Origin of the sequence: Aeromonas sp. FDAARGOS 1411, from assembly GCF_019047125.1 — a bacterium.
GTDB classification, from domain to species: Bacteria; Pseudomonadota; Gammaproteobacteria; order Enterobacterales; family Aeromonadaceae; genus Aeromonas; species Aeromonas veronii.
Genome location: NZ_CP077214.1, coordinates 3,270,916 through 3,295,000, shown reverse-complemented (window position 1 = coordinate 3,295,000; position 24,085 = coordinate 3,270,916). Strand labels below are relative to the sequence as shown.

General features: G+C 59.2%; 21 protein-coding genes, 1 tRNA gene and 2 rRNA genes (1 of these 24 cut by a window edge). 13 read left to right on the top strand and 11 right to left on the bottom strand.

Features of this window, described 5'->3' with window-relative positions:
* The 3 genes from I6L41_RS14830 to I6L41_RS14820 form a co-directional block, all read left to right on the top strand.
* Positions 1–1,487, top strand: a 23S ribosomal RNA gene (locus I6L41_RS14830); it begins 1,403 nt to the left of the window's first position.
* 110 nt (positions 1,488–1,597) lie between these two features.
* Positions 1,598–1,712: ribosomal RNA gene (gene rrf, locus I6L41_RS14825) — 5S ribosomal RNA — on the top strand.
* 95 nt (positions 1,713–1,807) lie between these two features.
* Positions 1,808–1,884: transfer RNA gene (locus tag I6L41_RS14820), tRNA-Asp, on the top strand.
* A 479-nt stretch (positions 1,885–2,363) separates the two neighbouring features.
* Here the strand turns inward: I6L41_RS14820 and I6L41_RS14815 are convergent.
* Both I6L41_RS14815 and fabR read right to left on the bottom strand, forming a co-directional pair.
* A complete protein-coding gene (locus I6L41_RS14815; RefSeq protein WP_216959728.1) occupies positions 2,364–2,729 on the bottom strand; it encodes a YijD family membrane protein in 366 nt (121 codons plus the stop codon).
* Positions 2,730–2,748: 19 nt separating this feature from the next.
* Entirely contained in the window at positions 2,749–3,369 is a 621-nt protein-coding gene (gene fabR, locus I6L41_RS14810) for an HTH-type transcriptional repressor FabR (RefSeq protein ID WP_005339921.1), read from the bottom strand.
* Positions 3,370–3,516: 147 nt separating this feature from the next.
* On the opposite strand from fabR, the gene I6L41_RS14805 reads away from it, so the two are divergent.
* The gene (locus I6L41_RS14805; RefSeq protein WP_216959726.1) at positions 3,517–4,635 is read left to right on the top strand and encodes a fatty acid desaturase; all 1,119 of its coding nucleotides are present in this window, start codon (positions 3,517–3,519) and stop codon (positions 4,633–4,635) included.
* Between the two features lie 345 nt (positions 4,636–4,980).
* Here the strand turns inward: I6L41_RS14805 and I6L41_RS14800 are convergent, their stop codons facing one another.
* Positions 4,981–5,124, bottom strand: a complete 144-nt coding sequence (locus tag I6L41_RS14800; protein ID WP_162182404.1) for a hypothetical protein — start codon at positions 5,122–5,124, stop codon at positions 4,981–4,983.
* A 187-nt stretch (positions 5,125–5,311) separates the two neighbouring features.
* Between I6L41_RS14800 and I6L41_RS14795 the strand changes: the two genes are divergently transcribed.
* Positions 5,312–5,938: a lysoplasmalogenase gene (locus I6L41_RS14795; protein ID WP_164537865.1), complete on the top strand. Its 627-nt coding sequence runs from the start codon at positions 5,312–5,314 to the stop codon at positions 5,936–5,938.
* Between the two features lie 78 nt (positions 5,939–6,016).
* On the opposite strand, the gene I6L41_RS14790 is transcribed toward I6L41_RS14795, so the two are convergent.
* Complete coding sequence (locus I6L41_RS14790; RefSeq protein ID WP_216959723.1) at positions 6,017–7,570, bottom strand: DHA2 family efflux MFS transporter permease subunit; 1,554 nt, start codon at positions 7,568–7,570, stop codon at positions 6,017–6,019.
* Entirely contained in the window at positions 7,570–8,622 is a 1,053-nt protein-coding gene (locus I6L41_RS14785) for an HlyD family secretion protein (protein ID WP_005348510.1), read from the bottom strand. The genes I6L41_RS14790 and I6L41_RS14785 overlap by 1 nt, the downstream gene beginning before the upstream one ends.
* Before the next feature lie 96 nt (positions 8,623–8,718).
* On the opposite strand from I6L41_RS14785, the gene I6L41_RS14780 reads away from it, so the two are divergent.
* Together I6L41_RS14780 and I6L41_RS14775 are read left to right on the top strand one after the other, a co-directional pair.
* Positions 8,719–9,621: a LysR family transcriptional regulator gene (locus tag I6L41_RS14780; protein WP_216959720.1), complete on the top strand. Its 903-nt coding sequence runs from the start codon at positions 8,719–8,721 to the stop codon at positions 9,619–9,621.
* Positions 9,622–9,630: 9 nt separating this feature from the next.
* A complete protein-coding gene (locus I6L41_RS14775; RefSeq protein ID WP_005339933.1) occupies positions 9,631–9,945 on the top strand; it encodes a DUF2007 domain-containing protein in 315 nt (104 codons plus the stop codon).
* Positions 9,946–9,956: 11 nt separating this feature from the next.
* Here the strand turns inward: I6L41_RS14775 and I6L41_RS14770 are convergent, their stop codons facing one another.
* Positions 9,957–11,240: a dicarboxylate/amino acid:cation symporter gene (locus tag I6L41_RS14770; RefSeq protein ID WP_040069539.1), complete on the bottom strand. Its 1,284-nt coding sequence runs from the start codon at positions 11,238–11,240 to the stop codon at positions 9,957–9,959.
* 209 nt (positions 11,241–11,449) lie between these two features.
* Between I6L41_RS14770 and I6L41_RS14765 the strand changes: the two genes are divergently transcribed.
* Positions 11,450–11,695, top strand: coding sequence for a YecH family metal-binding protein (locus I6L41_RS14765; protein ID WP_005357633.1), 246 nt, complete (start codon positions 11,450–11,452; stop codon positions 11,693–11,695).
* A 99-nt stretch (positions 11,696–11,794) separates the two neighbouring features.
* Positions 11,795–12,394, top strand: coding sequence for a YhgN family NAAT transporter (locus tag I6L41_RS14760; protein WP_040069536.1), 600 nt, complete (start codon positions 11,795–11,797; stop codon positions 12,392–12,394).
* Positions 12,395–12,471: 77 nt separating this feature from the next.
* Here I6L41_RS14760 and I6L41_RS14755 read toward each other — a convergent pair whose 3' ends face one another.
* Positions 12,472–13,440 carry a LysR family transcriptional regulator gene (locus I6L41_RS14755; protein ID WP_216959717.1) on the bottom strand — a complete coding sequence of 323 codons (969 nt, stop codon included), beginning with the start codon at positions 13,438–13,440 and terminating at the stop codon, positions 12,472–12,474.
* Between the two features lie 276 nt (positions 13,441–13,716).
* On the opposite strand from I6L41_RS14755, the gene tatA reads away from it, so the two are divergent.
* The 3 genes from tatA to I6L41_RS14740 all read left to right on the top strand — a co-directional run bounded on the left by tatA (position 13,717) and on the right by I6L41_RS14740 (position 15,847).
* Complete coding sequence (gene tatA, locus I6L41_RS14750) at positions 13,717–13,878, top strand: twin-arginine translocase TatA/TatE family subunit (RefSeq protein ID WP_005339944.1); 162 nt, start codon at positions 13,717–13,719, stop codon at positions 13,876–13,878.
* A gap of 16 nt (positions 13,879–13,894) precedes the next feature.
* On the top strand, positions 13,895–14,197 hold the full coding sequence (locus I6L41_RS14745) for a YfcZ/YiiS family protein (RefSeq protein ID WP_005339945.1): 303 nt from the start codon (positions 13,895–13,897) through the stop codon (positions 14,195–14,197).
* A gap of 228 nt (positions 14,198–14,425) precedes the next feature.
* A complete protein-coding gene (locus I6L41_RS14740; protein WP_204480375.1) occupies positions 14,426–15,847 on the top strand; it encodes a lytic transglycosylase F in 1,422 nt (473 codons plus the stop codon).
* Here I6L41_RS14740 and I6L41_RS14735 read toward each other — a convergent pair.
* On the bottom strand, positions 15,825–16,001 hold the full coding sequence (locus tag I6L41_RS14735) for a hypothetical protein (protein ID WP_005339947.1): 177 nt from the start codon (positions 15,999–16,001) through the stop codon (positions 15,825–15,827). The genes I6L41_RS14740 and I6L41_RS14735 overlap by 23 nt on opposite strands.
* A gap of 73 nt (positions 16,002–16,074) precedes the next feature.
* On the opposite strand from I6L41_RS14735, the gene I6L41_RS14730 reads away from it, so the two are divergent.
* Complete coding sequence (locus I6L41_RS14730) at positions 16,075–17,328, top strand: phospholipase D family protein (RefSeq protein WP_216959714.1); 1,254 nt, start codon at positions 16,075–16,077, stop codon at positions 17,326–17,328.
* A gap of 523 nt (positions 17,329–17,851) precedes the next feature.
* Here I6L41_RS14730 and I6L41_RS14725 read toward each other — a convergent pair.
* The 3 genes from I6L41_RS14725 to I6L41_RS14715 all read right to left on the bottom strand — a co-directional run bounded on the left by I6L41_RS14725 (position 17,852) and on the right by I6L41_RS14715 (position 24,050).
* A complete protein-coding gene (locus I6L41_RS14725) occupies positions 17,852–20,407 on the bottom strand; it encodes a TRAP transporter permease (protein ID WP_216959712.1) in 2,556 nt (851 codons plus the stop codon).
* 103 nt (positions 20,408–20,510) lie between these two features.
* Complete coding sequence (locus I6L41_RS14720) at positions 20,511–21,482, bottom strand: TAXI family TRAP transporter solute-binding subunit (RefSeq protein ID WP_005339950.1); 972 nt, start codon at positions 21,480–21,482, stop codon at positions 20,511–20,513.
* A gap of 414 nt (positions 21,483–21,896) precedes the next feature.
* Positions 21,897–24,050: a S9 family peptidase gene (locus I6L41_RS14715; protein WP_216959711.1), complete on the bottom strand. Its 2,154-nt coding sequence runs from the start codon at positions 24,048–24,050 to the stop codon at positions 21,897–21,899.
* Positions 24,051–24,085 lie beyond the last annotated feature (35 nt).

Genomic DNA, 24,085 nt, shown 5'->3' with positions numbered 1-24,085 from the left:
CGATGGGGGGACGGAGAAGGCTAGGTGGGCCAGGCGACGGTTGTCCTGGTGAAAGTGCGTAGGTGGTGTTTGTAGGCAAATCCGCAGACACAACGCTGAGACACGAGACGAACACACTACGGTGTGGAAGCCATTGATGCCCTGCTTCCAGGAAAAGCCTCTAAGCTTCAGATTACAAGTCATCGTACCCCAAACCGACACAGGTGGTCGGGTAGAGAATACCAAGGCGCTTGAGAGAACTCGGGTGAAGGAACTAGGCAAAATAGAACCGTAACTTCGGGAGAAGGTTCGCTCTTGATGGTGAAGTCCCTTGCGGATGGAGCTGTCGGGAGTCGCAGTGACCAGATGGCTGGGACTGTTTATCAAAAACACAGCACTCTGCAAACACGAAAGTGGACGTATAGGGTGTGACACCTGCCCGGTGCCGGAAGGTTAATTGATGGGGTTAGCGCAAGCGAAGCTCTTGATCGAAGCCCCGGTAAACGGCGGCCGTAACTATAACGGTCCTAAGGTAGCGAAATTCCTTGTCGGGTAAGTTCCGACCTGCACGAATGGTGTAACCATGGCCATGCTGTCTCCACCCGAGACTCAGTGAAATCGAATTCGCCGTGAAGATGCGGTGTACCCGCGGCTAGACGGAAAGACCCCGTGAACCTTTACTACAGCTTGGCACTGAACATTGAACCTACATGTGTAGGATAGGTGGGAGGCTTTGAAGGCGTGACGCCAGTTGCGCTGGAGCCGTCCTTGAAATACCACCCTTGTATGTTTGATGTTCTAACGCAGGGCCCTGAATCGGGCTCGCGGACAGTGCCTGGTGGGTAGTTTGACTGGGGCGGTCTCCTCCCAAAGAGTAACGGAGGAGCACGAAGGTTGGCTAATCCTGGTCGGACATCAGGAGGTTAGTGCAATGGCATAAGCCAGCTTAACTGCGAGACGGACAGGTCGAGCAGGTACGAAAGTAGGTCATAGTGATCCGGTGGTTCTGAATGGAAGGGCCATCGCTCAACGGATAAAAGGTACTCCGGGGATAACAGGCTGATACCGCCCAAGAGTTCATATCGACGGCGGTGTTTGGCACCTCGATGTCGGCTCATCACATCCTGGGGCTGAAGTCGGTCCCAAGGGTATGGCTGTTCGCCATTTAAAGTGGTACGCGAGCTGGGTTCAGAACGTCGTGAGACAGTTCGGTCCCTATCTGCCGTGGGCGTTGGATGATTGAAGGGAGTTGCTCCTAGTACGAGAGGACCGGAGTGAACGAACCTCTGGTGTTCGGGTTGTCACGCCAGTGGCACTGCCCGGTAGCTAAGTTCGGAATCGATAACCGCTGAAAGCATCTAAGCGGGAAGCGAGCCCTGAGATGAGTCATCCCTGACCCCTTGAGGGTCCTAAAGGGCCGTTGGAGACCACAACGTTGATAGGTGGGGTGTGTAAGCGCGGCGACGTGTTGAGCTAACCCATACTAATTACCCGTGAGGCTTAACCATACAACACCCAAGAAGTGTTCTAAGGCTTGTAGCAAACCTAAGCGAACTACTAATTCAGTGATAATGACCAAGTCGTTACTCACGTCAGCTTTCTCAGATTGAAGAATTTGCCTGGCGGCCATAGCGCCGTGGAACCACCTGATCCCATGCCGAACTCAGAAGTGAAACGCGGTAGCGCCGATGGTAGTGTGGCATTCGCCATGCGAGAGTAGGACACTGCCAGGCACCCAATTAAACGGTGATGTGAAAACACATAGCCGGCTGCGAGGATGACACTTCAGAAGAAGCAGCAGAAGATTTAGCGAAAGCTAACCGAATGCGGAGCGGTAGTTCAGTCGGTTAGAATACCGGCCTGTCACGCCGGGGGTCGCGGGTTCGAGTCCCGTCCGCTCCGCCACTAATTTGAAGGCCTTCCCTGATGGGAAGGCTTTTTTGCTATGGGCGTTTTTTCCATAAGACCCACAGGTTTGCATACCAGAACGAATACAAAAGCTCGGCTTCACGACCGGGCCTTTGTATTTTTAGCGCCTTAAACCACCAATATCTGGCTTTTCCCTGACAAGTAAGAGAGCCAGATAGCCGGTTATTTCCATCATTTTCTGGCTATATCCGAGCCCTATCAGTTTCATTCACAGCCATTTGAGCGAGTCTAGAGGCGGCCAAATCAGGCTTCTGCTGCCTGCTGACTACAGGGCAGCTCCATATTGACCACCCCCTCTTCCATTTGCACGTCGATCTTGAAGCCAAGCCGTTTGGCTAGGTTGGGAATACCGAGATTGCCGGATTAATCAGGTACCGTTCAAGCAAAGAGGCCTTCCCGACGGGAAGGCCTCTTTGCTTTATCTATCAACTGATTACCATCACTCGGTCGATTTATCAGCACTTCTCTTTGTTGCCAATGCTCAGGCCGAGCTTGATGGAGAGGGCCGCCAGTAACAGCAGCATCATGATCAGGGAGAAAAAGTTGCTGCCAAGCTCCGGGTATTGCACCTTGAGCAGCGCGGAGTGGCTGAAGACACCGATAAAGAAGCAGAGCAGGGTGCAGATGGGGGTGTTGCCCACCATGGGTTCATGGCGATAGTGCTGGAACAGCTGATAGGCCGCCAGCCAGAGGGCAATCAGCGGGAAGAAGGAGAAGGGCACGACCGAGTTGGTCAGTACGGCCAGAGAGGCATCGCCACAGATACCAATCAGCATGGCCATGGCGAGCGGTTTTTTCGGGATCATAAGCTGTTCAGGCATGTCGTTCTCCATCCTGTGGTCATGGGTGAGGTTCACGGCGCTTCTGGTTTTGTACCTCGGCGCCCATGGCGATCATCCGCAGTTGGCGAATAGTGCGATCGGAGAGTGCCCGGCACTCTTCGCTGGTCATGTCGAGCGCGTCGGCACCAGCACTGAAGACGATGGTGACCATGGCTTCTGCCTGGATGTAGGCATCTTCCCGTGGTGCTTCGGTGGTGGCTTCCAGATAATCGGTTAGCTCGGCAATGAAGTGCTGGATCTCGCGAGCCACCGCCTGGCGAAAGGCGGCCGAGGTGCCGGAGCGTTCCCGCAGCAGCAGCCGAAAGATGTTGGGGTTGTTCTCGACGAACTCCATAAAGGTCTGCACCGAGGTGCTGATGACACTGCCACCACCGGCAATGCGCTGGCGTGCCTGGCGCATCAGTTGGCGCAGGGTGAGACCTCCTTCGTCAACCAGGGTCAGGCCCAGTTCCTCCATATCGCGAAAGTGGCGATAGAAAGAGGTGGGCGCGATACCCGCTTCGCGAGCGACTTCCCGCAGGCTGAGATTGGAGAAACTCCGATTGGCGCACAGTTGGCTGAATGCAGCATCGATCAATGTACGCCGGGTTTTTTCTTTTTGTTGAGCGCGAATACCCACGAAATCAGTCACCTTCAGCTTAACGAGGACAAATGATAACCCGAAGGCGCCTCAGGATCAGGTTTGTATCCTATTTTTTTACCATTGACCGTGAGGAAATCACCATAGAAAATGGCTAACAGCTGTTCGCTGAAAGGATGCAATGAGATGGCCAGACCCCCCATTATTTTCACCAATACCCTGCTGTTCTCCCTCTCCGGGATAGTGGCGTTGATTGTCGTGCCCTGGTACGGCGTGAGCCACGGTTACGATCTCTGGCAGTGGGCCAGTTTCCTGTTGTTGTTCTGCCTTAGTGGTCTCTCCATCACCGCAGGCTATCACCGGCTCTGGTCGCACAAGGCCTACAAGGCGCACCCCGCTTTGCAGTGGTTGTTTGCCATCGGCGGTGCGTTGGCGCTGCAGAATTCGGCCCTGCACTGGTCGGCCGATCACCGCCGTCACCATCGTCATGTGGATGACAACGATAAAGACCCCTACAGCGCGGGGCGCGGCTTCTGGTATTCCCACATCGGCTGGATGCTGCGGGAGCATCAGGGAGATCGCTATGGCGATTACAATAATGTGCGTGACCTGCAGAACAACCCGGTGGTCGCGTTTCAGCACCGTCACTATCTGACGCTGGCGCTGGCGGCCAATCTGGGGCTGCCGCTGCTGCTCGGCCTATGGCACGGGGATATGCTCGGCATGTTGCTGTTGGCAGGCGTGCTGAGAATGGTGATGACTCACCACACCACCTTCTTCATCAATTCGCTGGCCCACATCTGGGGCAGTCAGCCCTATACCGACCGCAATACCGCTCGCGATAACGGCATCCTGGCTTTTTTCACCTTTGGCGAGGGGTACCACAACTTTCACCACCTGTTCGAGAATGACTACCGCAATGGCATTCACTGGTGGCAGTTCGATCCGACCAAGTGGTTGATCCGGCTCGCCTCCTGGTGCGGTCTGGCGGGGGATCTCAGATCCTCGCCGGAGGAGCGTATCGAACAAGCCCGGCTGCAGATGCAGCTGAAACGGGCACAAGCCAAGTTGCGCAAGCAGGAAGATCGTGAACTGTGGCAGGCGCTGCTGCAGGAGGAGTACGACAAGCTGAGCCAGCAGTTGCAACACTATTACGCCAGTCGCAAGCGGCTGCTGGAACTGCGCAAGCGCAAGGCGCTGGCGCGCTATGACCGCCTCAAGCTGCAACTGGAGTACCGGGCCCTGCGTGACGGCTTTATCGCAGGTAAACGCAACTGGAGTCGTTTGCTGGCAGGTATTGCATGATGCCGTCCGGTTATCACAGAGACTAAAAGAGAAGACCGCCTGCTGGCGGTCTTCTCTTTTATGATTCAACTCAAGCTAGCTGGCTTGGCTCTGCTGTTGCTGCAACTGATCCAGTGCCTGTTGCTCCTGCTGGCTAAGACCCAGTTGTTCGCAGGCCTGCTCAAAGCTGATCCCCAGATGGCGCATCATGATATCCAATAACGGGAGGGCTTAGTTGGCTTGGCTCTGCTGTTGCTGCAACTGATCCAGCGCCTGTTGCTCCTGCTGGCTGAGACCCAGTTGTTCGCAGGCCTGCTCAAAGCTGATCCCCAGATGGCGCATCATGATATCCAATAACGGGAGGGCTTAGTTGGCTTGGCTCTGCTGTTGCTGCAACTGATCCAGTGCCTGTTGCTCCTGCTGGCTAAGACCCAGTTGTTCGCAGGCCTGCTCAAAGCTGATCCCCAGATGGCACATCATGATATCGATGGCGGGCAGATAGTTTTTCATAGCTTCTTCCATGGTGATCCTCCAGACCCGTCACTTATGCCCTGAACCACTCGGAGCGGCAATTAGACTTTAGGCTTAGTCTGTCCATTTGATCAGCACCCCTGCCACTGGGGTAGGGAATTTGTTACCCTGCATCATGATAAAAACGGTTGCCGTATGACTGCGAGCAACAGGTGAGGAGCAGGGCATGTTATTGAGTTTCTTGATCATCGCTTCAGGTTGGTGGCACATCCGTGCTGCCTACGGTTCAGACAGCCGCCAGTTCTATATCAGCAAGCCGCTGACCATGCTGCTTATCATTGCGTTGGCGTTCGGCTACCAGAGTTATGACCACGACGGTTCCCACGCCTGGATCCTGCTCGGTCTTTGTCTCTCACTGGCGGGCGATGTGCTGCTGATGTTGCCAAGGGATCGCTTCATTCAGGGGTTGGCGGCATTTCTTGTCGCGCATCTCTGCTATATCGTCGGTTTTGCCCAAGGGCCGTTGTTGCTCAATCTGGTGGATGGTTTGCTGCTGTTGCTGATCGCCGGTATGGTATTTGGCCTGCTGTGGGGCAAGCTGGGGGAGATGCGGATCCCGGTCTTTTGCTACATGCTGGTGATCATCGGCATGGCCTGGGTGGCCGCCGGAGCCTGGCACGCCTCTCTCACTGCCGGTTCTGCCGCCGCTCTGGTGGGGGCGCTGATGTTCCTCTTCTCCGACAGCATGCTGGCGCTCGATCGCTTCCGCCGCCCCTTTCCCCACGCCCGCGCCTGGGTGATGAGCAGCTACTTCGCAGCGCAATTCCTGATTGCAGGGTCGCTGGCGGGATAACGTCTTCTGGTTGAGTGCAGGTAACAGATAACGAAAAACGGGCATTGGCCCGTTTTTCGTTTTATGCCCGGCGGTTTTTCACGCCTCTAGCGGTTCGGCATCCGCAGCCCGTGGGGCGGGGGATTTGAGCAACAGCATCAGTGCGCTGGCGATCAGCAGGAAGATCCCCATGATGTAGAACACCTGGTTGTAGGCCATGATGGCCGCCTCCCGGTTGATGGTATTGGCCAGCATGGCGTGGGCTTGCTGCTGAGCAATTTCGGGGCCTGAGCCCTGCGCCATCATGCTCTGGGCCAGCTGCAGCAGATAGTTTTGCCCCTCGATACTGCTTGCGGCCAGAGTGCTGCCAATTTGCAGCACATGGGTGCGGGTATCGTTGTCGAGCAGGGTCGCGATGATGGCGATACCGAACGCACCACCGAGGTTGCGCAGCACGTTGAGCAGGGTCGAGGAGGAGGGGATCTCGTCGTGGCTCAGGCTGGCGGTGGCGACCAGGGAGAGCGGTACCATGATGAAGGGCTGCCCCAGTGCCCGCACGATAAGCGACTGGATCAGCTGCGGCCCGGCGTAGTCGGCACTCATGTTGACGTTCATAAAGCAGCTGACGGCGAAGATCAGGAAGCCGAAACTCACCAGATAGCGCGGGTCTATCTTGTGGGTCAGTTTGGGCACCAGCGGCAACACCAGCAGTTGCGGTAGTCCCATCCACATCAGGACTTCGCCGATTTCCAGCGCGTTGTAGTTGTGGATCTGGGTCATGTAGAGCGGCAGCACATAGATAGATCCCATCAGCGCCATGCCGAGGATCAGATAGGCGAAGCAGGCCAGCGCGAAGCGCGGGTTGTGCAGCAGCCGCAGATTGACCAGCGGGTGACGGCGGATCAGTTGGCTGATAACGAAGAACACCAGCGCCACCGCCGAAATGACTGCCAGTCGCACGATGAAGCTTGAGCCGAACCAGTCTTCCCGGTTGCCCTCCTCCAGTACCACCTCCAGCAAGCCGAGGCCAAGCGCCATGGTGACGATGCCGATAAGGTCGACCCGCTTGATCACGGCCCAGTCCACCGGTTTTTTATCCAGCCCGTGGGCCAGCATGGCCATCACCAGCAATCCTGGCGGCACGTTGAGATAGAAGATGTAGTGCCACGACATCTGCTCGGTGAGCCAGCCACCGAGGGTCGGGCCGATGGCGGGGGCGAAGGTGGCGCAGAGGCCAAACAGCGCCATGCCGGTGGCCCGTTTCTGTAGCGGCAACAGGGTGACGATGAGGGAGAAGGCCATCGGGATCAGCGCCCCGCCAGTGAAGCCTTGCAGCGCCCGGAAGACGATCATGCTGGTGAGGTTCCAGCTGAACGAGCAGAGCACGGAGGCGGCGATAAAGGCGCCGGTGGTCCAGAGCAGGTAACGGCGCACACTCAACCCCCGGCTCAACCAGCCGCTCAGGGGGATGGCGATCATCTCCGCCACCAGATAGGAGGTGGAGATCCAGGAGCTCTCGCTCAGGGTGGCCGACAGGGCCCCCTGAATGTCCTTCAGGGAGGCATTGGTGATCTGGATATCGAGGATGGCCATAAAGGCGCCGATAAGGCCCCCCATGACCGCGATCCAGTTGCGACGTGGAATGGGTTCCATCAGTTGGCAGCCACCACGGGATCAGGAGTGCGGGTATCCACGATCACTTCGGTGGAGAGACCCGGCAGCAGCTTGCCTGCCAGCGGGCCCGGCTCGGGGATGCGGATCTTCACCGGTACCCGCTGCACGATTTTGGTGAAGTTGCCGGTGGCATTCTCCGGTGGCAGCAGGGCGAACTTGGCGCCGGTCGCCGGGGCCAGGCTGTCGATGATCCCCTCGACCGGTTGATCCGGGTAGGCATCGAGTACCACTTCGACCTTCTGGCCCGGCTGCATATGGGCGAGCTGGGTCTCCTTGAAGTTGGCCTCGACCCATACCTGTTGCAGCGGCACCAGGCTGGCGACCTGCATACCGGACTGGACGTAGAGCCCTTCCCGCAGGCTGCGCTTGCCGATGATGCCGTCGGCCGGTGCCCGCAGTTCGGTGTAGCCGAGCTCCAGCTTGGCCTGCTCCAGTTGCGCTTCACTCAATGCCAGCTTGGCCAGATTCTGTTTGCGTTCGGCATCCAGTACCAGCAGTCGCTCACGGGCCGCCTGCAGGGCGGCTTGGGCCTCCCGGGCTTGTGCCTGATTGACCTGCAGGCCGGCACGTACCTCGTCCAGACTGTCTTGCGAGCTGTAGTGGCGCTGGTTGAGCTGACTGATCCGGTTGACTTGCTGGCTGGCGCGCAGCTGTTCGGCATTGGCGGAGGCGACCTTGGCCTCGGCCTGCTGGATCAGGCTCAGTTGTTGGGTGCGGGTGGCGGCCAGATTTTCGGCCGTTGCCTGATTGAGGCGCAGGTCGGCTTCGGCCTCCGCGACCCTGGTTTTGTATTCGCGATCATCGAGACGAGCGATCAGTTGGCCCGCTTTGACCGGCTGGTTGTCGGTGACCAGCACTTCGCGGATATAACCGGGCAGCTTGGAGCTGATCCCGGTCACTTCACTCTGCAGGTAGGCGTTATCGGTGCTTTCAAAATAGCGGCCGTGAAGATACCAGTAACCGGCGAACAGCAGACCGAGCAGCGCCAATATCATGGCTGCCAGCAGGGGAATTTTTTTGTGTTGACTCATTTTTGTGATTCCTGAACTTAAGGGGCGCAGGCTAACACTGGTCAACTGTTTCGATTAGTATTGGTTCACGAGATATACAGTTTCACTGGTGCAACAATGGATCTCAATGCCGCGTTAATTCTGGTGCGTATCGTCGACAAGGGCTCGTTTACGGGGGCTGCCCGCGAGCTGGGGATGACCAAGGCGATGGTCAGCCGCCGCATCGCCGAACTGGAACAGCGGCTCGGAGTGCGTCTGCTCTATCGCTCCACTCGTCAGCTCACGTTGACCGAGGAGGGGGAGAAGTACTACCTGCACTGCAGCAAGGCGGTCGATGTCCTGACCGAAGCCGAGCTGATGCTGAGCGCCAGCCAGCAGGAGGTGACCGGCACCCTCAAACTGGCGGTACCCATCGAGACGGGGCAACTGGTGGTCGGGCGCTTGGTCGCCAAGTTTTTGCAGGCCTATCCCGCCCTGCAGGTGGAGCTGGAGCTGACCAACCGGGTGGTGGATCCCATCAGCGAAGGACTGGATGCGGTGGTGCGGATTGGCGACATGAGCGACTCCAATCTGGCGGCGCGCCGACTCTGGAGCTCCGGACGGCTGCTCTGTGCCAGCCCGGACTATCTGGCCCGCAGCCCGGTCATCGAGCGGCCGGAGGATCTGGCCAACCACGAGCGGGTGACGGTGAGCAGCGGGTTTCTCGCCTCTCACTGGTGCTTCGAGCTGGATGGCAGAGAGGTGCTGGTTGACCCCCCATCCCGTTTTCGGGTCAATAATATTACCTGTGCCCGAGAGGCGGCGAAGGCGGGGCTGGGGTTGGCCTCGTTACCCGCTATGCTCTGTCAGGATGAGCTGGCCAGCGGCGAATTGGTGATCCTGCTGCCAGAGTGGCAGCAACCTAGGGTGCCGATTTATTTGCTGTTTCCGGAGCGGCAACTGATGCCGCGCAAGTTGCGGGCATTCATCGATTTCATGATTGAGAACGGCGCCGAGTTTGGCATCGACAAGTTGTTGTAAGGGGGAGCTATGGATAACTGGATCAATCTCTATCGCGCCTCACACACCCTGGAGGCGCACGCGTTGAAAGGGGCGCTGGAGGCGGAAGGGGTGCTGGTGCGCCTCAATGGCGAGGGGCTGTCTGGCGCCCTTGGCGAACTGCCGGTCGACATGTTGCAGGTGACCCTGATGGTGCGGGCCGAGGATCGCAGCAAGGCAGGACGGGTCATTGAGCGTTACCAGCAGCGTCAGGGTAACGGCTGGCTGTGCGGTCAGTGCGGGGAGGAGAACGGCGCCAACTTCGACGTCTGCTGGCGCTGTCACCACGATCCCCACGACAGCTGATCTCTCTTCCGCTAGCGCGGCGGGAACTCGATATCTTCCCCTGCGCTGGCATCGTGATAGGTCGCCAGATCCAGCTCGTTTTCGCTGCGGGCGATCAGCACCGACACCAGAATATCCCCCGATACGTTGACCGTGGTGCGCGCCATGTCGAGGATCCGGTCAATGCCTGCAATCAGTGCCACCCCTTCCAGCGGCAAGCCCACCGCCGTCAGGGTCAGTGTCAGCAGCATCAACCCGGTGCCCGGGGTGCCAGCGGTGCCGATACTTGCCAGGGTGGCGATGCTGATGATGGTCAGATAATCGACCATGTGCAGATCCACCCCGAATGCCTGAGCCACGAACAGCGCAGTCACTCCCTGATAGAGGGCGGTGCCATCCATGTTGATGGTGGCGCCGATGGGCAGCACCTTGGCGGTGATGGCGGGGGAGACTCCCAGCCGCTTCTCGGCGCAGGCCAGACTGATGGGCAGGGTGGAGTTGCTGGAGCTGCTGGTAAACGCAACCGCCTGAGCGTCAACGATACTCTTGAAGTAGTGCAGCGGATTGAGCCGTGCCAACAGGAGCAGCAGGGTGCTGTAGACCCCGAGCACGTGCAGCAGGCAGCCGAGGTAGACGGCGCCGATCACCTTGAGCAGCGGTAGTAGCAGGTCGAGGCCGTACTTGCCGGTCATCCAGGCCATCAGGGCGCAGACACCATAAGGGGCGAGCGCCATCACCATCTGGGTCAGCTTGAACATCCCCTCGGCCAGCGAGGTGAAGAAGAGGATGGCGGGGCGGCCACGGCGACCGCTGGCATTGAGGGCGACCGCCAGCGCCACCGCAAAGACGATTACTTGCAGGATCTTGCCATCCACCATCGCCTGTACCGGGTTGCTCGGCACCAGATGGCTCAGCACGCTGGCCAGGGTGGGTGGTTCCGACATACCGATCCGCTCATAGGGGCCCATGTCGGCACCCATGCCGGGCTCCAGCAGCCAGCCCATCATCAGGCCGATGCAGATGGCGATGGCGGTCGAGCAGAAGTAGAGGCAGATCGCCTTGCTGCCGATGCGATCGAGGGCCTTGCCCTTGAGCAGCGAGGTGAGACCGGCGATGACCGAACAGAAAATGAGGGGCACCATCAGCATCTGGATGGTGTTGACGAACAGGACGCCAAGGGGCTTGAGCAGCAGGGCTTGCTCTTCAAAGCCGACGCCCAGACCCACCCCTGTCAGCATGCCGATCAGAGTCTTGAGCCAGAGTGGTCGGCGGGTCCAGATCTGCCAGGGCTTGAGAGCCTCTCCATGGAACAGCATGACGCCAATATCCTTATACATTGTCTGCGATGGCCAAAAAGGGGCGCCAGTGTAGCGATCCCTGACGCGGGTTGCCACATTATCGACAAAGCGGTGGCGGTGACCACTCCCCTGACCAGGAAATGCGCAATTTATTGGCCTATATCAAGATCCCTCCGGGCGGGGAGATATTTAATTGGCATTAAATATGTTCATTATTGAGGTGAGAGATGTCGCAATCGGTTCATGGTCACGAAGTGATGGAGATGATGCTGGCGCAAGGGGGGCAATTTACCCGTGCCAGCCTGAAACAGGCGATGGCCGAACGGTTCGGTGCCGAAGCCCGTTTTCATACCTGCAGCGCCAGCGAGATGGATGCGGAAGCGCTGATCGACTTTCTGGCCGCCCGAGGCAAATTCATCGACTCGGCCGAAGGTTTCCAGACCCGCGCCGACAAGATCTGCAACCACGGTTAATCCCGCTGCGAGCGCATCATGGCGCTCGCTCAATTCTTCGCCCTTTGCTATATTTCGCCCCCTCTATTTTCCCTATTCAGGGCGTAGCCCGGGCGTTGTATGGATACTTTTTCTGCCGCAGTCATGCTGTTTCTGATCATGGACCCGCTGGGCAACCTGCCGGTCTTCCTCTCTATCCTGCGTCATATCGATCCCAAGCGACGTCGCAAGGTGATGGTGCGCGAGCTGCTCTTCTCGCTGGCCATCATGATGCTGTTCCTGTTCGTCGGTCAGCAGATCCTCGGTTTCCTCAACCTGCGGCAGGAGGCGGTCAGCATTGCGGGGGGTATCATCCTGTTCCTGATCGCCATCAAGATGATCTTCCCGAGTGAGGGGGGCGTGACCGGGCTGGCGGCGGGCGAGGAGCCCTTCCTGGTGCCGATGGCGATCCCGATGATCGCCGGTCCGTCGATCCTCGCCTCCTTGATGCTGCTGGCCAATCAGGAGCCCAGCCGGATGGTGGACTGGTCGCTGGCGCTCTTTATGGCCTGGGCCGCCAGCGCGGTGATCCTGATGTTCTACGAGGTATTCAACAAGCTGCTGGGTGAGCGGGGACTCACTGCGGTGGAGCGGTTGATGGGTATGCTGCTGGTGATGATCTCGGTCCAGATGCTGCTGGACGGGGTACATCACTATCTGGCAGTGACCGGCCAGGGCTGAGCGGTTTACATCTTGAAGTGAATGAAACGGGGCTACGCAGAGCCCCGTTCTTTTCTTCCTGCCGAGAGGGCGTGTCGTCACTCGTGAGTGGTCGCTGCGGGTTCCAGTTTGCTCATGATGAGGGAGAGCAGCAATTCCCGCAGCCAGCGGTGGCCCGGATCCTCGCTGTGACGCTGATGCCAGATGAGCAGATGGGAGATGCTGTCCAACCCGATGGGCAGCGGCAACTGCAACAGCGGATAGACCTGGGTGGCGTGGCGAGCGTAGAGCCTGGAGAGTGTCACTATCATGTCGGAGTGCATCCCCATCCGCAGCGCCGCCTCGAAGGAGGGCACGGTTGCCTCGATACGCCGGTAGAGATCCTGCTCTGCCAGCTTGTGATCCAGCATCCAGCGGTCCCGCCCCTCGCAGTAAGTCTGCACATGGGGATAACTGAGGTAGTGCTCCAGATTCCAGCTGGGCTCTCGCAGCGCGGGGTGGTGCTGTTGCACCAGACAGGTGAGATCATCGACCGCCAGCACTCGCTGACAGATGCTGTCGGGCAGGGTATCGAGCCGATAATCGGAGCTGATGCAGTTCTCCCGCACCGCGAAGGCGATGTCCACCTGTCCCTGACTCATCTCGGTCAGACTGTTCTCGGTCCACTCCTCGTAACGCAAGCGGATCCTTGGTGCCTGCCGCTTCAGCTCGCTCAGGTAGAGCGGGGCAAACAGGGTGAAGGCGCTGTCCATGCTGGCGATAACGAACTCCCGCTCCGAGCTGGCGGGGTCGAACTCGGGCGGCTGGATCAGGTTGTCCAGCGACAACAGGATGGGTTGCAACTGTTGTTGCAGCGCAAGGGCGCGGCCGGTGGGTTCCAGCCCGTAGGCGGAGCGGATGAAGAGGGGATCATTGAAGGTATCGCGCAGACGGCCGAGGGCTTTACTGACCGCGGACTGGCTCAGATGAAGGCGGCGTGCCGCCTTGCTGCCGTTGCGCTCTTCCAGCAGTACCTGCAGGATAATCAGCAAATTGAGGTCGATGCGACCCAGTTGTTCCAGCAGCATGATATGAATCCTCTTCAATTCTAAGATGAATTTATACCATTTGTTTTCATATCTTGGCGATCTTATCCTCGAATGGTCTCAGGTTCGCATGAACCACTGGTACAGGATGTAGCGGTTGAGGGGACATGTAGCACAATCAATATGGCGACCTTTGGGTCGCCCTATTTTTTGGCTATGATTTATTTGCTCACTTGCACCTGCCTTGATTTTGCCCAACAATCCCTGCGCTCTATTTTGATACAAGTAACAGATATCTCTTTGTGAGGGAGTATCCCTATGGGACTCGGTGGAATTCATATCTGGCATATGTTGATCCTCTTGCTGGTCGTTGTGCTGGTCTTCGGCAGCAAGCGTCTTGCCAGTGCAGGTGAGGATCTGGGTACCGCCATCAAAGATTTTCGCAAGGCGATGCGTGACGACGCAAATCATCCGAAATAAGCAGTAGGAGTAGAAAATGTCTGTAGACGAGAAAGTTGAACTGAACGAAACCTGTGACAGCTGTGGCTGTTTTGCCGAGATTGGCACCATCATCGGCGAAGGCGACGATGTGATGGATCTGGTTATTGAAGCCGCTGCCGAGGCGGATGCCCGCGCCAAGCTGGCTGCCTATGAAGCACTGGCCAAACAGGTCACTGCCGAAGCTCAAGTGAGCAGCGAACTGACCCAGGGCGCCAACGGCGTGATCCTGAAAGCCCGCCTGCAATTCACCTGCACCGCCGAAAAACTGATTTTCGAAATGCGGGCCCGCTCTATCTGAGTTGTCTGATAACGCGGCAGGTTTGCCTGCCGTGTTGACCCTTCTGCTGTGGGTCGGCGTTCTATAGTTACTCTATCCCACAGACGTTTTGCCCGGCGCGAGTCGGCCAACAGAAGGCGCAAACATCATGACGCAGCGATGGATCTCTGCCCCCAATCCCACCCTCTATCGTGATCCGTGCTGCCAACAGGCAGCAGGCGTGACCTCAGAACAGGGGCAGCCATCGTGATGCGACGCTGGATCTGGGCGCTGCTGGCCCTCTGCTGTTTTCCCCTGCTGGCGGCTGAACTCAAGCCACAGCGTCTGCCCCAACCCGGGGATCTCGAAAGCATTCTGCAAAAGCGCGAACTCAGGGCGCTGGTGGTCTATGAGCGCGGCTTCTATTTTCTCGATCGCGGTGCCCAGTACGGCATTCTGGTCAATCAGCTGCAAGGGTTCGAGCGCTGGCTGAACAAGACCTATCTCGCCAAAGAGAAGGTCAAACTCAAGGTGGTCTACATCCCGGTGCGCCAAGACAAGCTGCTGGACTATCTGACCGAGGGGCGCGGCGATCTGGTGGCGGCGACCATGACGGTGACTCCGACCCGGCGTGAACAGGTTGCCTTCTCCCGGCCGCTCATTTCATCCATAGAGGAGTGGGTGGTGAGCCAGCAGAGCCTGCCCGCCTTCAGCCGCATTACCCAGCTCTCCGGCAGGCGGGTCTGGGTACGTGCCAGCTCCAGCTACTACGAGAGTCTGCGTCAGCTCAACTGGCTGTTTCGCGAGCTGGGGCTGCCCCCCGTCTATATCGAAACGGTGCCCGAATATCTGCAGGATGGCGATCTGCTGGAGATGGTAGCCGCCGGCATTATTCCCCTGACGGTGACTGACAGCTACAAGGGGCGGATCTGGCTGGGTGGCATGATCTCCGGCCTCAAGGCCCACAAGTTGATCCCCCTGCGCAGCAATGGCACCAGCGCCTGGGCGCTGCGCAAGAACAGCCCCGAGCTGCTCAAGGCGGTCAATGGCTATCTGGCGAGTGTCAGCCGCAACAGCCTTTACAGCGACATGACTCTGCGCCGGTTGCTGGCTCGCAGCGATCAGATGAGCAATATCCTGGCGCCGGATCCCATGGGGCGCCTCGCGACCATTCGCAAGGTGCTGGAGAAGTACGCCAATCAATACGATCTCGACTGGCTGATGCTGGCGGCGCTTGGCTACAAGGAGTCCGGCCTCAATCCCAAGGCGCGCTCGCCCAAGGGGGCCGTGGGCCTTATGCAACTGCTGCCCAGTACGGGGCGGGAAGTAGGCATCAACGGCGCCAGACTCACCACGCTGGAGGGAAATGTGGAGGCAGCCTGCCGCTACATGCGGTTGATCCTCGATACCTACTTCAATGATCCCAAGCTGGATCGGCTCAACCGCCACCTGTTTGCCCTCGCCGCCTACAACGCCGGGCCAAACCGGGTGCAGGCGCTGCGAGGCAAGGCGGAGAAGCTGGGGCTCGATCCCAACGTCTGGTTCGGCAACGTGGATCAGCTGGTGGCCAACGAAGTCGGGCAGGGGCCTATCAACTATGTCGGCACCATCTACAAGTACTACGTGGCCTATCGTTTCAGCCTGCCTCAGCTCGAGGGCAAGGCTGCCGCTATCGAAGCGGCTCAGCCCTGAGCCGGTTGACCGGCAGGGTCGCCTGCACGGTCGGCAACTGCCAGCCACCGTCCCTGTGTTGCAAAAACCAGTGGGCGGGGCCGGTGGCCGGGATGAGATCTGGCTGGCTGAGCTGGCCCAGATAGCGCAACATCGGGGTATCATGCAGTTCCATCAGCAACTCCTTTTGAATATGTGAAGAGGCTCGCCAGCGTTATGACACCCGGCCATGACAGCAGGATGACACCATGATCCCCGGATCCTTTGCCCTGATCGATGATCCCCTGCTGGCGCTCAAGGTGCGCTGCCACTGGATCCGCCATGCCCGCGAGCGGATCCAGGCGCAGTACTACAGCTGGGAGGAGGACAGCAGCGGCAAGCTGCTGCTGAGCGAGCTGCTTCACGCCGCCCGGCGTGGCGTCAAGGTGCAACTGCTGGTGGATGATCTTTATGCCGGTGACAACCGCTTTCTGGAGATGGTGGCTCACTACCCCGGGATCGAGGTGCGGCTGTTCAACCCCTTCTGGCTGCGGGGCTGGCGCCCGCTGGCATTGTTTCTGGAGGGGCTGCTCAGCTTTCGCCGCATCAACCACCGGATGCACAACAAGCTGCTGCTGGTGGATGGCAAGCTGGCGCTGATTGGCGGGCGCAACATCGGCGATCGCTACTTCGGTCTGGATCCGCAAGCCCCTTTTGTGGATCTCGATCTCGCCTGTCAAGGGGGACTGTGCCAGCAGATGGCGCAGGGGTTCGAGCAGTTCTGGCACAGCCGCTGGAGTCACCCCATCCGCCATCTGCTGCGCCGCGAGCTGCTGCCCGCCGAAATAGAGGTGGTCAACGACTTCCTGTTCACCATGACGGATCCGGCGGTAGCGACGGTCTACGATCTGCCTGTGGCGCTGTTTGACGAGAGCGATTTGCCGCTGCAGTGGCATGAGGGGCGGGCCGAGGTGTGGTTCGACCGTCCCGGCAAGGGGCTGATCTCCCGTCCCACCACCGCCCGTCAGCTCTGGCGCCAGCTGGCTGACAATCCCGGCTCGCTGGGGTTGGTGACCCCTTACCTCATCCTGACCCGCGGGTTCCGGCACCGTCTGGCGCGGCTGCGCCAGCAGGGGGTCGCCATCGACATTCTCACCAATTCGCTGGCCAGCACCGATGTGCCACTGGTCTATGGCGCCTATCAGCGTTATCTCGGCTGGTTGCTGCGCCGCGGGATCCGGGTCGCCGAGTTTGACCATGGCCACGGCAGCCTGCACGCCAAGCTGATCCTGCTGGGGGAGGATCGGGCGCTGTTTGGCAGCCTCAACCTCGATCCCCGCTCGCTGTTTCTCAATACCGAACTGATGCTGCATTTGCATTGCCCGCCGATCTGCGAGGCGCTGCGAACGTGGCTGGCTCGCTGGCAGGAGCAGGCGGGTGGATTGCCGCGCAAACCCAAGGGGTGGTCAAGGCGACTGATAGCCCGCCTGAGCGACTGGTTGCCACTGCGCCGCTGGCTGTGAGGCGGCCTTTTTTTGTGCGAGATCTCGCAAAGCCTTGTAAGCCATTGCTGATGCCCTTTGCGGGTGAATAACCACGCATGAATCTATCTTGCTGTTTTATAACAATTTAGTAGTGATGATAAGGGTGTTTTTTGCACGCTGGTGTGAATACAACTGGCATAAAAACGTTTTTTATTTTGTTTTTATGCGTAATATTTCAGTCGCAAGGACAAACACGACGGCCTGACTGTCGTGTGGATGAAGGTTATAACGGGTAGCTGACCAGTTGCATCGCTGCTATTGGCGCGCATTTCAGATGGGTCGCGAACTATCGGAAAGCGAAACAGAGACCCGGCGTGACCGGACTCCAATATGGAACATGCTATTTGCGAGGGGGTGACATGGATATGTCACCCCACTTTTTTTGGCTTCTCGCCACCGTTTACCCCTCTTCCATGGCTGTCGCTCATCGCAAGAGCCGCAGAGGGCAAGGCAGTAAAAAGAGGGCCGCAATAGCGGCCCTCTGTCTCATCTTCCCGGTGGATTAACCGGGCTTGACGCTGCGGCGACGCTGCAGCCAGACGATCACCCCGAACAGCAGGAAGCCCGGGATCCACATCCACTCCTTGGTCCAGCGTTCGGTCGGTGCCTTGACGGTGAGGATCTCCTGATCGAACTCCAGCCCCATGGTGGCGGCCGGGCTGCCAAAGGCGACGTTGTCGATCAGCGTCTTGCCATCCTGCTCATAGAGACTCAGCCCCAGATTGGCCAGCCGCTCTTCGCCATTTGCCCCATCCGGTACGGCGACCAGCAGGGTGAACTTGCGCGGTTTGCCTACCGCATCTTCACCGAGGATCCGCAGCCGCAGGGTGCTCTCCGCCTCCACTTCGCCCATGGTCTGGGCCAGCTGGGCAGGCGGGGTCTCGCGATAGGGGTCGTGCACCATATCCATCCAGAAACCCGGGCGGAACAGGGTGAAGGCGACCAGCAGCAGCAGCACGTTCTCGTACCAGCGGCTCTTCACCAGGAACCAGCCCTGAGTGGCGGCGGCGAAGATCAGCATGGCGATGGTCGCCACGATGAAGATCAGCACCCCGTGGGCGAAGTCCACGTCGATCAGCAGCAGATCGGTGTTGAAGATAAACAGGAACGGCAGCGCTGCGGTACGCAGGCTGTAGTAGAAGGCGGTGATCCCGGTCTTGATGGGATCGCCCTTGGAAACAGCTGCAGCCGCGAAGGAGGCCAGTCCCACTGGCGGAGTCACATCCGCCATGATGCCGAAGTAGAAGACGAACAGGTGCACCGCGATCAGCGGCACGATCAGCCCGTTTTGCTGCCCCAGCGTCACCACAACTGGCGCCAGTAGGCTGGAGACGACGATGTAGTTGGCGGTGGTGGGCAGCCCCATGCCGAGGATCAGGCTCAACAGGGCTGTCAGCAACAGCATCAGCAGCAGGTTGCCCATGGAGAGGAACTCCACCAGATCCGCCAGCACCAGACCGACCCCGGTCTGGGAGACCGCACCCACGATAATCCCCGCGGTGGCAGTGGCAATGCCGATACCGATCATGTTGCGGGCACCGGCGACCAGCCCTTCCCGCAGATCCACCACGCCATCAAGGACGGTGCCGTAGTCGTGCTTGCCGTCCTTGCGCAGCCAGTTGAGCAGTGGGCGCTGGGTCAGCAGGATGATCACCAGCATTACGGTGCCCCAGAAGGCTGACAGCCCCGGCGAGAGGCGCTCCACCATCAGGCACCACACCAGTACCACCACCGGCAGCAGGAAGTGCAGGCCGGAGAGCAGCACGGCGCGGGTGTTGGGCAACTCGGTGAGCGGCTTGTCGGGATCTTCGGCAGGCAGTGGTTCATTGCTGGCGGCGATCTTCAACAGGGCCACATAGGTGGCAGCCAGCAGTACCGAGATCCCCGGCAGGGCGTAGTCACCCAGCGCAGGTTTGAGCCAGCCGAGGCCATAGTAGACCGCCAGTGACAGGCCGCTGATGAGGGCCGCGCCAAAGGCAAAGCCGGTCAGGCGGCGCAGCCAGGGTTTGGGTTGATGGTTGCCGATGGGCTGCATGCCCAGTTTTAGCGCCTCCAGATGGACGATGTAGAGCAGCGCTATGTAGGAGATGGCGGCAGGCAGGAAGGCGTGCTTGATGATCTCCACATAGGGGATACCCACGTATTCGACCATCAGGAAAGCCGCAGCCCCCATCACGGGTGGCATGATCTGGCCGTTGACCGAGGAGGCCACTTCCACCGCCCCCGCTTTCTCTGAACTGAAGCCCACCTTCTTCATCATCGGGATGGTGAAGGTGCCGGTGGTCACCACGTTGGCAATCGACGAGCCGGAAATCAGACCGGTCAGGCCGGAGGCGACCACTGCCGCCTTGGCCGGGCCGCCACGCAGGTGACCGAGCAGGCTGAAGGCGAGCTGGATAAAGTAGTGACCTGCGCCGGCCCGCTCCAGCAGGGCGCCAAACAGCACGAACAGGAACACGAAGCTGGTGGAGACGCCAAGGGCAATGCCGAACACCCCTTCGGTAGTGATCCACTGGTGGTTGGCCAGCGCGGTAAAGCCTACCCCACGATGTGCCAGCAGTCCCGGCATCCAGGGGCCCGCCAGGCTGTAGACCAGAAAGACGATGGCGATGACCGCCAGTGCCGGCCCCAGGGCGCGGCGCGCCGCTTCCAGCAGCAGCGGAATGCCGATACAGGCGGTCACCAGATCGGCGGTGGTGAGGGTGCCGGGACGTAGCGCCAGTGCTTCATACATCACAAACAGGTAAGAGGCGGCGCCAGCAGCGATCAGACCGAGGGCGATATCGCCGAGGGGAACCCGATCCCGCGGCGAGGAGCGAAATGCCGGGAACACCAGAAAAGCGAGCAACAGGGCAAAGGTGAGGTGAATGGAGCGGGTTTCGGTGTCATTGAGTACGCCAAACCCCACCATGAAGGGGAGTGGCGAGGCGATCCAGAGCTGGAACAGGGACCAGGCCAGCGCCAGAGCGGTGATGAGCCAGCCCATGATGCCCAGCGGCAGGCGAGCGCCCACATCCTGGGCGATCAGTTCCTCGGTAGAGAGTTGTTTATCTTGCATAGGGTTAACTTGTGCCAACGAGTACAACAAGAGCGACACCCGCCCCCGCAATCAGGCGGCAGACGGGTGTCGAAGAGAGTGACAAAGGCCCCGGGGCCTTCAATCAGAGCCAGCCGCGCTCTTTGTAGTAGCGGGCAGCCCCTTCATGCAGCGGTGCAGAGAGACCTACCTTGATCATGTCGGCCTCTTTCAGGTCGGCAAAGGCAGGGTGCAGGCGCTTGAAGCGATCCAGGTTGTCGAACACCGACTTGACCAGTTGATAGACCACTTCCGGATCGGTTTTGGCGCTGGTGGAGAGCACCGCTTTGCCACCGATGGAGGGGGTCGGCTTGTCGCTGCCCTTGTAGATGCCGCCCGGGATCTCGGCCTTGCTGTAGTAGCTCTTCTCGGCCAGCAGCTTGTCGATGTCGGCGCCGGTCACAGGTACCAGTACTGCATCTGTGGTGGTGGAGGCTTCCTGAATGGCGCCGTTCGGGTGACCGACGAAGTAGCTCATGGCGTCGATGTTGTTGTCACCGAGGGCGGAGGCCTGTTCGGCCGGTTTCAGCTCGGAGACCAGACCGAAGTCACCCTTCTTCCAGCCTTTGACCGCCATGATCTCTTCCATGGTGTCACGCTGGCCGGAGCCCGGATTGCCGATGTTGACGCGCTTGCCTTTCAGGTCGTCGAAGCTGGCGATCTTGGCATCGCGGCGAGCCAGGATGGTGAACACCTCGCTCTGCAGGGAGAAGACGGCGCGCATGTCGTCCATGGCCCCTTCGGCCTGGAACGGTGGCAGCCCCTTCATCGCCTTGAACTGGTGGTCGGATTGCATGATGCCGAAGTTGAATTCACCGCTGCGGATGCCGTTGACGTTGGCCACACCACCGCCACTGGCCGGGGCGTTGCACTTGATCTGGTGATCGGCGGCGCCGCGATTGAGGAAGCGGCAGATGGACTGGCCAGCGACATAGTAGACGCCGGTCTGACCACCGGTGCCTATGGTCACGAAGCGCTCCTGTGCTTGTACCGGACCACCGAATGAAACACCGACCAGAGCCGCCGACAGGGCGCATGCCAAAGTTAATCCTTTCATTTTTTCTCCCTTTTCTTTGATTTTGTTTATCCGATCCCCGGATAAATTGATGGCAATCCCGTTCTGCGCCGGGCTTGCCCGCTCTTCTCGTTGCGCGAAAGCGGGGGAGTTGATTGCCCCCTTTTCCGGCGGTCACCCTCATCCTGTGGTGAGGCTACCGACCTCCTGTCGGTCGAAGATAAATTGGCCCCTGAGGGGCCAAATAAAAAGTTGCAAGTACTCCGATTAAGCACATTCACCCAACATAAATCAAACGAAATGGCAAAATCACGGAGTTTAATCTTGAGAAACATGACCTCGATCATTCATTTTCTAGCCGAAGATTAATTTGATATGAAGGGCAATGGAAGAGGGAAAAACTAGGGTGGGATTCTTATGCGGCCCTTGTGTGACAAGGGCCGGGGTCATACTGGATCAGTTGGCCGGGGTGGCCAGATCCAGGATAAAGGCGTACTCCAGCGCGATATCTTCGTAGGCTTTGAAGCGGCCCGACTTGCCACCGTGGCCGGCGTCCATGTCGGTGTTCAGTAACAACTTGTTGTCATCCGTCTTCAGCTCGCGCAGCTTGGCGACCCACTTGGCTGGCTCCCAATACTGCACTTGCGAGTCGTGCAGCCCGGTGGTGACCAGCAGGTTGGGGTAGGCTTGTGCCTTGACCTGATCGTAGGGGCTGTAGCTCTTCATGTAGTCGTAGTAGCGCTTCTGGTTCGGGTTGCCCCACTCGTCATACTCCCCGGTGGTGAGGGGGATCGACTCGTCCAGCATGGTGGTGACCACATCGACAAACGGCACCTGCGCCACCACGCCGCGATAGAGTTCGGGCGCCTGATTGATGACGGCCCCCATCAGCAGACCACCGGCGCTGCCGCCCATGGCGTAGACCTGATCCTTGGCACCGTAGCCTTGCTCCACTAGCGCCTTGGTGACATCGATAAAGTCATTGAAGGTGTTCTGCTTTTTAAGCAGTTTGCCATCTTCGTACCAGTGACGGCCCAGCTCTTCACCACCCCGGATATGGGCGATGGCGTAGACGAAGCCGCGATCCAGCAGGCTCAGGCGCGAGCTGCTGAAGTCGGGATCCATGCTGGCGCCGTAGGATCCATAGCCATAGACCAGCAGCGGATTCTTGGGCGCATCAGCCTGCTCTTTCTTGAACTTGTCCTTGCGATAGACCAGCGACACCGGCACCGATACGCCGTCGCGGGCGGTCACCCAGAGCCGCTCGCTGGCGTACTGGTCGGCCTTGAAGCCTGCCACCGGCTGCTGCTTGAGCAGGGTGCGCTTGCCGCTCGCCATATCCAGCTCATAGGTGGAGGCGGGGGTAGTCATGGAGGAGTAGCCATAGCGCAGGGCGCTGGTATCCGGCTCCGGGTTGTAGGCGAGCCAGGTGACATAGGCGGGATCATCGAAGGCGATCTCCTTCTCGTCACCGCTCTGCCAGTTGATCTGGCGCAGTCGGGTCAGCCCCTTGTTGCGCTCTTCCAGTACCAGCCAATCCTTGAACAGGGCGTAGCTCTCCAGCAGTACCTCCGGATTGGGGGCAATCACCGCCTTCCAGCGATCGACCGGGCTCTCCTTGGTCTCGTAGAGGCCGAAGTTCTTGCCATCCTTGTTGGAACGCACATAGAAGCGGCCGCGGTAGTGATCCAGGCTGTATTCGTGATCCACCTGACGGGGCAGGAACAGGCGGGGGGCGTGCTCCGGCTGGTTGGCATCGATCAGCCGCGCTTCGCCGGTGGTGGTGCTGGAGAGGGCGATGACGATGAAATCTTCCGAGGTGGTGGCGTAGAGGCTGATGTAGAAGGAGTCATCCTTCTCCTCGTAGACCAGCTTGTCCGTGGCCGGATCCGTCCCGAGCGTATGGCGATAGACCTGATAGGGCAGCAGGGTCTGCGGGTGCTTGCGCACATAGAAGATGGTCTTGTTGTCGTTGGCCCACACCAGATTGCCGGAGGTATTTTCCAGTTTGTCGGTGGCCCACTGGCCGCTCTCCAGATCGAGGAACTGGATCTGGTACTGACGGCGGGAGAGGAAATCTTCCGCCACCGCCAGCCAGCGGTTGTTGCGGCTCACTTCAAGGGCGCCGAGGGCATAGAACTCGTGCCCTTCAGCCCGCAGGTTGCTGTCGAGCAGCAGACTCGACTGCTCTTCACCGAGCTTGGTGCGCGAATAGATCCCGTACTCCTTGCCCGGCTCATAGCGGGTCTGGTAGCGGTAGCCGTTCTTCACATAGGGTACCGACTCATCCTGCTGGGGGATGCGGGCGACCATCTCTTTGTAAAGCTGTTCGCGCAGGGGTTGGGTCGGCTTGAGCATGGCCTCGGTATAGGCGTTCTCGGCCTTGAGATAGTCCAATACCTCGGGCTTCTGCCGCTCGTCGTCACGCAGCCAGTAGTAGTTGTCGATGCGGGTATCCCCGTGTTTTTTCAGAGTGCGGGGATGTTTGGCGGCCACGGGCGGCTGGATTGGATGTTCGCTTGTCAGCATGGCGGGCTCTTCATTGGCATAAGTAGGGGGGAGAACTGTCAGAAAGGCTAGCAGCAGAACTCCTCGGGAAAAGGTAAACATGTCGCATCCTTGGCGCTGGAAAGGGTTGGTAGACC